Annotated in this window: 9 protein-coding genes; 7 read left to right on the forward strand and 2 right to left on the reverse strand. The window is 53.7% G+C overall.

Annotation, left to right across the window (positions count from 1 at the left end; all coding sequences use genetic code 11):
- Positions 1 to 41 precede the first annotated feature (41 nt).
- The 3 genes from pta to DW724_RS10185 all read left to right on the forward strand — a co-directional run bounded on the left by pta (position 42) and on the right by DW724_RS10185 (position 1,962).
- Positions 42 to 1,052, forward strand: coding sequence for a phosphate acetyltransferase (gene pta, locus DW724_RS10175; RefSeq protein WP_110436271.1), 1,011 nt, complete (start codon positions 42 to 44; stop codon positions 1,050 to 1,052).
- A gap of 97 nt (positions 1,053 to 1,149) precedes the next feature.
- Positions 1,150 to 1,548 (forward strand): hypothetical protein, encoded by a 399-nt coding sequence (locus DW724_RS10180; RefSeq protein ID WP_118761377.1) that lies wholly within the window; start codon positions 1,150 to 1,152, stop codon positions 1,546 to 1,548.
- 15 nt (positions 1,549 to 1,563) lie between these two features.
- Positions 1,564 to 1,962: a hypothetical protein gene (locus DW724_RS10185; protein WP_118761378.1), complete on the forward strand. Its 399-nt coding sequence runs from the start codon at positions 1,564 to 1,566 to the stop codon at positions 1,960 to 1,962.
- Positions 1,963 to 2,117: 155 nt separating this feature from the next.
- Here DW724_RS10185 and DW724_RS10190 read toward each other — a convergent pair whose 3' ends face one another.
- Complete coding sequence (locus tag DW724_RS10190) at positions 2,118 to 2,633, reverse strand: SLOG family protein (protein ID WP_118761379.1); 516 nt, start codon at positions 2,631 to 2,633, stop codon at positions 2,118 to 2,120.
- Between the two features lie 136 nt (positions 2,634 to 2,769).
- On the opposite strand from DW724_RS10190, the gene DW724_RS10195 reads away from it, so the two are divergent.
- From DW724_RS10195 to DW724_RS10205, 3 genes are all read left to right on the forward strand, one after another.
- Positions 2,770 to 3,618 (forward strand): YihY/virulence factor BrkB family protein, encoded by an 849-nt coding sequence (locus DW724_RS10195; protein ID WP_118761380.1) that lies wholly within the window; start codon positions 2,770 to 2,772, stop codon positions 3,616 to 3,618.
- A gap of 218 nt (positions 3,619 to 3,836) precedes the next feature.
- Positions 3,837 to 4,463 (forward strand): flavodoxin family protein, encoded by a 627-nt coding sequence (locus tag DW724_RS10200; protein WP_118761381.1) that lies wholly within the window; start codon positions 3,837 to 3,839, stop codon positions 4,461 to 4,463.
- Between the two features lie 486 nt (positions 4,464 to 4,949).
- Positions 4,950 to 6,317: a citrate/2-methylcitrate synthase gene (locus tag DW724_RS10205; protein ID WP_118761382.1), complete on the forward strand. Its 1,368-nt coding sequence runs from the start codon at positions 4,950 to 4,952 to the stop codon at positions 6,315 to 6,317.
- Positions 6,318 to 6,387: 70 nt separating this feature from the next.
- On the opposite strand, the gene DW724_RS10210 is transcribed toward DW724_RS10205, so the two are convergent.
- Positions 6,388 to 7,317 (reverse strand): sugar phosphate isomerase/epimerase family protein, encoded by a 930-nt coding sequence (locus DW724_RS10210; RefSeq protein ID WP_118761383.1) that lies wholly within the window; start codon positions 7,315 to 7,317, stop codon positions 6,388 to 6,390.
- 390 nt (positions 7,318 to 7,707) lie between these two features.
- Between DW724_RS10210 and DW724_RS10215 the strand changes: the two genes are divergently transcribed.
- Positions 7,708 to 8,721 carry a sugar ABC transporter substrate-binding protein gene (locus DW724_RS10215; protein WP_118761384.1) on the forward strand — a complete coding sequence of 338 codons (1,014 nt, stop codon included), beginning with the start codon at positions 7,708 to 7,710 and terminating at the stop codon, positions 8,719 to 8,721.
- Positions 8,722 to 8,992 lie beyond the last annotated feature (271 nt).

The following is an 8,992-nucleotide window of genomic DNA, read 5'->3' on the forward strand; positions in this document are numbered from 1 at the left end:
CATACTGCACACAGACGATTGAAAACGAAGGAGAATGCAATATGTTTGAAAATCTGATTGCAGCACTCAAGGCTGACAAGCGCAAGATCGTATTCACCGAAGGCCCGGACGCTCGTATCCTCGAAGCGGCTGCACGCCTGAAGAAGGACGGCCTGATGGATTCCATCCTGGTCGGCAATGTTGACGAAGTAAAGGCTGCTGCTGCAAAGGGCGGCTTCGATATCGAGGGCATGGAGATCATCGATCCGGCTACCTACCCGGAGATGGACGCTATGGTAGCTAAGATGGTAGAGCTCCGCAAGGGCAAGATGAGCGAGGAAGACTGCCGCGCTGCACTGTCCAAGGGCAACTACTTCGGCACCATGCTCGTTAAGATGGGCAAGGCTGACGCTCTGCTCGGCGGCGCTACCTACTCCACCGCTGACACCGTTCGTCCGGCTCTGCAGCTGATCAAGACCAAGCCGGGCGCACACCTCGTAAGCTCCTGCTTTATTCTGGTCCGCGAGAAGGACGGCGTAGAGGAGAAGCTGGCTATGGGCGACTGCGCGATCAACATCGACTATCCGGATTCTGTTGACAAGGAAGGCAACGTAACCCTGAAGGGCAGCCAGAAGCTGGCTGAGGTTGCAATCGAGACCGCAAACACCGCTAAGGCTTTCGGCATCGACCCGAAGGTTGCTGTTCTGTCCTTCTCCACCAAGGGCTCCGGCAAGGGCGGCACGGTTGCTCTGTCCCGCGAGGCTACCGAGTACGCTAAGGAGATGAACCCGGAGCTGGCAATCGACGGCGAGCTGCAGTTTGACGCTGCTGTATCCCCGGTTGTTGCTGCTACCAAGTGCAAGGGCTCTCCGGTTGCAGGCCAGGCTAACACCTTCATCTTCCCGTCTATCGAGGCTGGCAACATCGGCTACAAGATCGCTCAGCGTCTGGGCGGCTACGCTGCTTACGGCCCGATTCTGCAGGGTCTGAATGCGCCGATCAACGATCTGTCCCGCGGCTGCAACGCTGACGAGGTTTACCAGATGGCGATCATCACCGCTGGCCTGAAGTAATTTCAGCACACACATAATTGCATAAGTAAGGAATCCGCCGACGTGAAAATTCAATCGCGTCGGCGGATTTTGTTTTTTTGGTGGGGAGGGAAAACGAGTGAAACGACGAATCCTGTTTGTTCTGATAGCCGTTGTGGTTTGCGTTGGAGCGGCCATGTGCTTTACATCATATGTGCCGGTGACGGATACAGCAGGAATTGCAGACGTGCTGGTACTCCGTGTTCATGCGGGAGATACGTCTGAGGACATCACAAAACAGGCTGATACGGACGCAATACGCGAACTGTTGCCGCAAATCAGAGCACGCCGCCTGCCGAGTTATCATCGCGCCATCAGCGCAGACTGTTATCAGATTCAGGTGGTATACGGCGGTAAAACAGTATGTTTTAGCCTCGGTGAACCGAGCTATGCGTATGAGGTCACAGAAAGTATGTCACCGTGGGTACATAAGCTGTCCGGCGGCGAGAAACTCCTCGCGCTGCTTGATGAACAATAAAAGGGAGGGATCGGCATGAAAAAACGAATCGCATTTGTATTGGCGGGCGTGCTGGTTTGCGTCGGAGCGGTGATTTGGCTTATTCCGTATGCACCTATGCCGGACATGAACGGCTTTTGGAACGTGCGTATCTGGCGCGTCAATGGCGCGGATATGACCGAACTGACCGAGCAGGTCGATCAAACGGCTCTGCGCGAAGCGCTGACACAGGTGCAGGCCAAACGTATGCCGCGTTCGCAGAGCAGCTTTTCGATGGATAAGGTCAGCTACGAAATCATCGCGGTGTATAATGACACGCCGACCTTCCTTAATATCGGTGAACTTAATTTTGTGTACAACGGCAACGGCTGGGTGCATGATTTGAAAAACGGCAGTGAGATTCTTACTCAGCTGGATGAAATCTGCAATAATTGAGAATTAACGTAACGGTATAACGTTTTGTGCGTCTGCAAATGGCTTAACGTGCATGGCATTACGGCATACCGTCACGCCCATTTTCCATTCTCCATTCTCAATTATGCAATCGCTGACAGAAAACAAAAAAGGACTGACCCATCGGTCAGTCCTTTTCACAGCAGCGACATCTGTCCATCCGCGAGATTTACAATTTTCAGCCCGCTCTGCTCAGCCATATGCACGGTCTGTGCCGTACCGCCCGACCGTCCATCATAGTAACAGATGAGCCTTGACGACGCATCCACCATAAACCGGTTGCGCGCGGCAAAGCACCCGGCGTGATAGCTCCGCGAGAGCGCGTACACCTTATCTGCGGCGAGCAGACAGCGGTTGAACCGGCGTTTCCACTCGAGCGGAAACCGATCGGCCTGTCCGTCGAACGGTACGGCGCACAGCAGCTGCACCGGGAGCGCCGCACGCGCGCGCAGGACAGCCTCAGCGGCCCACAGGTCAAAGCCGGTGGACATGCCGGAGAGAAAACGTGTACAGCCGTCAGCGGCGGCCTCCGCGACCGCAGCATCGAGTGCGGTAAACAGCTCGAGTGCAGCGGGACAGTCCTCGTTCCGAAACGGCATTTTTTCAATTCGGTAGCCGGAAAAACAGCAGGTCACCGGACGCAGATCCGCCATGACACACCCTCCAATCAGAACAAATGTTCTATTTTTATCAGTATACAATAGATGAAGCCAAAACGCAAGTTGTAAATTTGATAAAAAGCTGATATGATAAGTACAGCAAAATCTACTGACACAGGGGAGGGACGCAATGAACGGTCAAAACCGATGGCTATATCTGATCAAGCGCATGGTTTACCGCTTTTTTGATGACGGCATTCCGCAGTCTGCGGCAGAGCTTTCGTATTTTCTGCTGTTTTCCATGTTCCCGCTGCTGATGTTCGTCAACTCCATGCTCGCACAGCTTGACCTGTCAATCGAGGGGATGCAGCCGGTGTTGGAAATGCTGCCGAAAAGTCTGCAGCAGCTCATAGGCGGCTATATTCAGCAGTTGACCAGCACGCCGTCGTTCAGTCCGATGATCGTCGGTCTGGGTCTGACGCTGTATTTCCTGTCCCGTGCGGTGCGCTCAATGATGCGCACGGTCAACGATATTTACCACGTTGAAATCTCGCGCGGCATGGTCAAGGACGTGCTCATTTCGTTCGGTATTACGGCGGGCTTTCTTGTTTCGGTTGTGTGCAGCTTTGTGCTTGTCGTCGCCGGACGAACCATCATCCGCGTTGTACCGAAATATCTGCCGGTGCCGTCGGCTGTGATGGACGGACTGCACGATGCCAGCTTCTGGGTGATGATCGCGTTTATTTTTGTGTTCCTCATGCTGTTCAACAAGGTCGTGCCCAATCTGCACCTTAGGTTCCGCGAGGTGTGGCCGGGGGCGCTGTTCTCGCTGGTAGCGTGGATTCTGGTCTCGCTTGGATTTTCGTTCTATGTGGACAATATGGCGCGGTATTCCGTGCTGTACGGCTCTCTGGCGGCGATTATCGTACTGATGCTGTGGCTGTATATCGTCAGCATGATCCTGCTGATGGGTCCGCAGCTGAATCATACGCTGGTGGTCATGCGCCTGTATCGATTGGAAAATCAGAAGCATTTGTAAATGCGGCAACACCACACAATTAAAGCTGCGGCGCTTTACGGAAATTTTGCCCTCTGACGTCGTTGTGACTTCACGGTAATGCACAAAGCATTACCGCAAAACCACGCCTATTCAGAACACAAAATTTACTCGTAAATCGCTCTTGTTCAATTATGTGGTATTGCCTTAAAACGGTGCGGACGCGCACTGAAAATAGAGAAAACACGGAGGAAAAGGATATGAAAGTTATAGCAATCAACGGCTCGCCGCGCAAGGGCGGCAACTGTACGCAGATGCTCGAGGTGCTCGGCAAGGTGCTCGAGCAGGAAGGCATCGAGTTTGAGGTATGTCAGCCGGGGGCGAAGGTGCATCCGTGCATGGCGTGCTATCACTGCCTGGACAACGGCACGCTGCGCTGCGTGCAGGACGACGACGGTGTAAATGAAATCATCGCCAAGTGCATTGAGGCGGACGGCATCGTGCTCGCGTCCCCGGTGTACCACGGCGGCATTGCGGGCGGCATGAAGTGTGTGCTCGACCGCCTGATTCTGGCGGCAGGCTGCGGCGATAATCAACTGAAGCACAAGGTCGGTGCGGCGCTGTGTACGCTGCGCCGTTCGGGCGGCATGGAGACCTACCAGCAGCTGCTCGGCACGATCAACACCATGGAGATGGTGCTCGTCACCTCGGACTACTGGAACGCCGTACACGGTGCGGACAAGGGCGAGGCGATGCAGGATATCGAGGGCGTTGAAGTCATCGAAAAGCTGGGCCGCAATATCGCATGGATGCTCAAGGTGATCGACAAGGCCGGAATCGAGCCGCCGGAAAGCCGTCCGCGCACGATGATGAACTTTATCCGCTGATCCGTATGGTTATCCGCTAAACAAAAATTGCAGAGTCCGAAAAGGCACAATGAGAAACTCATTGTGCCTGAGGCTGTCGAAAAACTTCGTTTTCCGAACAGCCTCTCGCTCGAAACCACGCTTTCGAGCGAATCTCGAAGAAAAACCGCGTCCTACGGACACATTTTTTCTTCCCTTGTATAAATTCCGAGATGCATGCTCCCGGAATTTATGAATTTGCAAAGCAAATTCGATTGAATGCGTGCTGCCGCACGAAGCATAAAAATCGAATATTGTTTTTTCGACAAGCTGAGGCACAATGAGAAACTCATTGTGCCTTTTTATGCATAAATTTATCAAATTGATGGGCATATCCTGTGTAACTGCTGAGATATGCGAAAAAATTCACGAATTGTTAACGGAACTATGCAAAAAATGTCATGTAAACGCGAGTGGATTCTGATACAATAAATATATCACACAATGCAGTAAAAGGGAGGAATCATCATGACACCGGAACACGATATTTTACAGGTTACGCCGCGCGTGGAAGCGCTGGCGGCGCTCTGCCGCTCGAACAGCCGCATTGATCCGGCACTGTACCGCAAGTACGATGTCAAGCGCGGTCTGCGCGACATCAATGGACAGGGCGTACTGGCCGGTCTGACCAACATTTCGGACATTATCTCCCGCAAGGAGACAGGCGGCGAAATCGTGCCCTGTGAGGGCGAGCTGTACTATCGCGGTATCCGCATTCAGGATCTGGTGCAGGGCTTTATCCGCGACGGCCGCAAGGGGTATGAGGAGGTTGCCTATCTGCTGCTGTTCGGTGAGCTGCCGGATGCCAAGAGTCTGGGCGATTTCAAGGCTCTGCTGGCACAGGGACGCACGCTGCCGACCAATTTCACGCGCGATGTCATTATGAAAGCGCCGACGCACGATATGATGAACAGCCTGTCGCGCAGTGTGCTCACGCTGGCATCCTACGACAGCAACGCGGATGATATCAGCCTGCCGAACGTGCTGCGGCAGTGCCTGATGCTGATTTCGGTCTTTCCGATGCTGGCTGTGTATTCCTATCACGCATACAATCACTACGAGTGCGGCGGCAGCATGTACATTCACTACCCGTCGGACAGTCTGTCTACTGCGTCCAACTTCCTGCGCATGCTGCGTCCGGATATGCAGTACACGCCGCTCGAGGCCAGCGTGCTCGATCTGGCGCTTGTGCTGCACATGGAGCACGGCGGCGGCAACAACTCGTCGTTCACAACACACGTTGTCACGTCCTCCGGCACGGATACCTATTCGGCTATTTCTGCGGCGCTCGGTTCACTGAAAGGCCCGAAGCACGGCGGAGCGAACTACAAGGTCGTGCAGATGTTCGAGGACATGAAAAGAAACGTCACCGACACCGCAGATGAGCAGGCTGTCGCGGATTATCTCACCAAGCTGGTGCGGCGCGAGGCATTCGACCAAAAGGGCCTCATTTACGGCATGGGTCACGCGGTTTACTCGATTTCCGACCCGCGCGCTAAGGTGTTCAAGACCTTTGTCGGCCAGCTGGCGCACGAAAAGGGCAGAGATGCGGATTTCGCGCTGTACACCATGGTCGAGGAGGTGGCGCCTCGGGTTATCGCGCAGGAACGCCACATCTATAAGGGTGTGTCCGCAAATGTTGATTTTTACTCAGGTTTTGTGTATTCCATGCTGGGTTTGCCGCCGGAATTGTACACGCCGGTGTTCGCGATGGCGCGTATCGTCGGCTGGAGCGCCCACCGCTTGGAAGAGCTGATCAACACGGATAAGATCATCCGTCCGGCGTACCGCTGCGTGCAGCCTGCGGAGCCTTATATTTCTCTTAAGGAACGCTAAGACTTAATATAATAAAGAAAGCAGGTGCTGTAAGCGTAAATTACAGCACCTGTTATTATAGATATAAGATTTAATAAATATTGAGTGCTTCGCGCAGCACCTGCAGACTGGCGAGATGGCCGTCGAGCATGGAGAGTGTCAAATCTTCCATTTCAAGGGAAATCTCCTCGTCGTAGCCCGACATGCGGACAACCGAGAAAAACTCCTTCCACCACTTGGCATCGTGTCCCGCGCCGACGGCAACATAGTTCCACGAGCGGCGGGCAAATGCGTCGATCGGCTTGGTATCCAGCATGCCGTTCGGCTGCCAGTAGCGGCGCTCCGGCCGCGAATCCTTGCCGTGAATATGGTAAATCGCGCCGTGCTCACCGAGCACGCGGGCCGCTTCGATCGGATCGCCGCCCATCCAGAACAGGTGGGACGGATCGAGGTTCATGCCGATCATCGGGCCGACAGCCTCACGCAGACGGAGCAGCGTTTCCGGGTTGTAAACCAGCTGCATACCGTGGTTTTCGAGCGCGATTCGCTCGATTCCGCAATCCTCCGCCAGCTTAACAAGGTTTTTCCATGCGGGAATCGCAACCTGATTCCACTGGTAATCCAGAATGTCCTGCGTCTCGGGCGGCCACGAGGTCGTGATCCACACCGGCGTTTTATCACCCTCGCAGCCGACCGGCAGACCGCTCATCATAACGATCTTCTTTACTCCGAGCTGATGCGCCAGCTCGAAGGTTTTCTTGGTTACATCCATGTCCTTTTCATACGCGAGCGGGTTGCCCGAGCAGTTGAGCGCGCACAGCTCCAGCCCCTTTTTACGCATGGCGTCATACCACTTTTCACGGGCGGTCTTGTCGCTTACCAGAAGGTCGAGGTCACAGTGAGGCGCACCCGACCAGTTGCCGGTGCCGATTTCAATAGCGGCAATTTTCTGCTCCACGCAGAAGTCGAGCATCTGCTCATAGGGCATATCCAGCGTGCAGGTTTTGATAGCAAGCTTCATTGTCGTATTCCTTCTCTCATTAGGATACGGTAATTTTACCACATTGTAACCTTTGGTGGCAAGAGATGTCTCCAAAATGTGCCCAAAACGACCATGGAATTTCCATGATTTTATAGGAAAAATGCCGTAAGGAAAATAAAAATGCACAATGCACGGAGTCGGGTTTTCGAATGTCACAGCAGGCATTTGTGAATGTGCACAAAACGGAATGTACGAAAATCACCACCTCTTACAAAAATAACAACGAAGGGTTGCCAAAACGATATTATTGCATTAAAATATTACCAGAACGTTGGAGCGTTCCTAAGTCCCACAGCAGTGGGAACCGACCGCAGAGCAGACAACATGAGAGACTGTCTGCTCCGCATAAAAAAGGAGAGAGGTTTTATCATGAAGAAGAGATTACTTGCTATGCTGATGACCGGCGCTATGGTTGCAAGCCTTGCAGCTTGCGGCGGCGGTTCTTCCACCCCGTCTACGGACGACAAGACCGGCGGCGATAAGGCTGGCACCACTTCCGGCTGCTCTGTTGACGTTATCCTGAAGACGACTGCTTCCGAGTACTGGAGCTACGTTAAGGCTGGCGCTGAGGCTTACTCCAAGGACAACCCGGACGTAAAGGTTGAGGTTAAGGGCGCTACCTCCGAGACCGCTTACGACGAGCAGCAGAATATGATCGAGACCGACCTGAACTCCGGTGCATACGATGCATTCGTTATCGCTCCGCTGCAGGCTGACCTCGTTAAGACCCTGATTGCTGGCCAGACTGCACCGATCGTTGCAGTTGATACCAACATCGACGCACCTGAGGTTCTGTCCTTCGTAGGCACCGGCAACGAGGATGCTGCTGCAATGGGCGGCAAGGCTGCTGTTGAGGCTGCTAAGGCTGCTGGCTGGGATAAGGTTCAGGCAATCGCAATTTCCGGTGTACAGGGCGACGGCACTGCTACCGCTCGTCTGACCGGTTATGAGAAGGGCGTTACCGAGGCTGGCGGCGAGTTCCTGAAGGGCGAGATCCAGTACGCTGACGCTGTTGCTGATAAGGCTGCTACCTCGATGGAAGCAATCATGCAGAACCATCCGAAAGGCGTCGCTATCATCGTCTGCAACAACGACGATATGGCTATGGCTGCTGCTCGTGCTGCAAAGGGCAACGCTGCTTACGAGAAGACCATCTTCGTTGGTTTCGACGGCATCCAGTCCGCTTGCAACGCTATCCTGTCTGGCGAGGAGACCATGTCCGTTGCTCAGGAAGCATACGACATGGGCTACAAGGCAGTTGAGGCTGCTGTAAAGGCTGTTAACGGTGAGAAGCTGGAGAAGTTCATCGACTCCGGTTGCTCCGTTGTCAACAAGGATAACGCTCAGGAGCGCCTGGATACCCTGAAGGGCTACATCGGCTAAGCAATCCCATCCCACACGCTTGTGGTTTTCCATTAGTTCCAGCATTTAAGTGAACGAGAAGAAACCCCTGCTCGATTTTAATCTCTGCAGGGGTTCTCTTTTCAAACATGCTCCCGCGGACAAGAAATGGTAAAGAGCTTGCACTAGGCAGGCTTTTCCTTAGGGAACTGAACCGAGAACAGTTTACTTTGTCCCGCACTTCATCTCGGAGAAGAAAAGGTGATATGCAAATGAGTGAATACGTAGTAGAACTGAAAAACGCGACCAAGCG

The organism is Butyricicoccus sp. AM27-36, assembly GCF_003480945.1.
GTDB classification, from domain to species: domain Bacteria; phylum Bacillota; class Clostridia; order Oscillospirales; family Butyricicoccaceae; genus Agathobaculum; species Agathobaculum butyriciproducens.

Excerpts from the sequence above, each read along its gene's own strand:
- pta (WP_110436271.1), top strand. The coding sequence starts at position 42 with ATGTTTGAAAATCTGATTGCAGCACTCAAGGCTGACAAGCGCAAGATC.
- DW724_RS10185 (WP_118761378.1), top strand. The coding sequence starts at position 1,564 with ATGAAAAAACGAATCGCATTTGTATTGGCGGGCGTGCTGGTTTGCGTC.
- DW724_RS10190 (WP_118761379.1), bottom strand. The coding sequence starts at position 2,633 with ATGGCGGATCTGCGTCCGGTGACCTGCTGTTTTTCCGGCTACCGAATT.
- DW724_RS10195 (WP_118761380.1), top strand. The coding sequence starts at position 2,770 with ATGAACGGTCAAAACCGATGGCTATATCTGATCAAGCGCATGGTTTAC.
- DW724_RS10200 (WP_118761381.1), top strand. The coding sequence starts at position 3,837 with ATGAAAGTTATAGCAATCAACGGCTCGCCGCGCAAGGGCGGCAACTGT.
- DW724_RS10205 (WP_118761382.1), top strand. The coding sequence starts at position 4,950 with ATGACACCGGAACACGATATTTTACAGGTTACGCCGCGCGTGGAAGCG.
- DW724_RS10210 (WP_118761383.1), bottom strand. The coding sequence starts at position 7,317 with ATGAAGCTTGCTATCAAAACCTGCACGCTGGATATGCCCTATGAGCAG.
- DW724_RS10215 (WP_118761384.1), top strand. The coding sequence starts at position 7,708 with ATGAAGAAGAGATTACTTGCTATGCTGATGACCGGCGCTATGGTTGCA.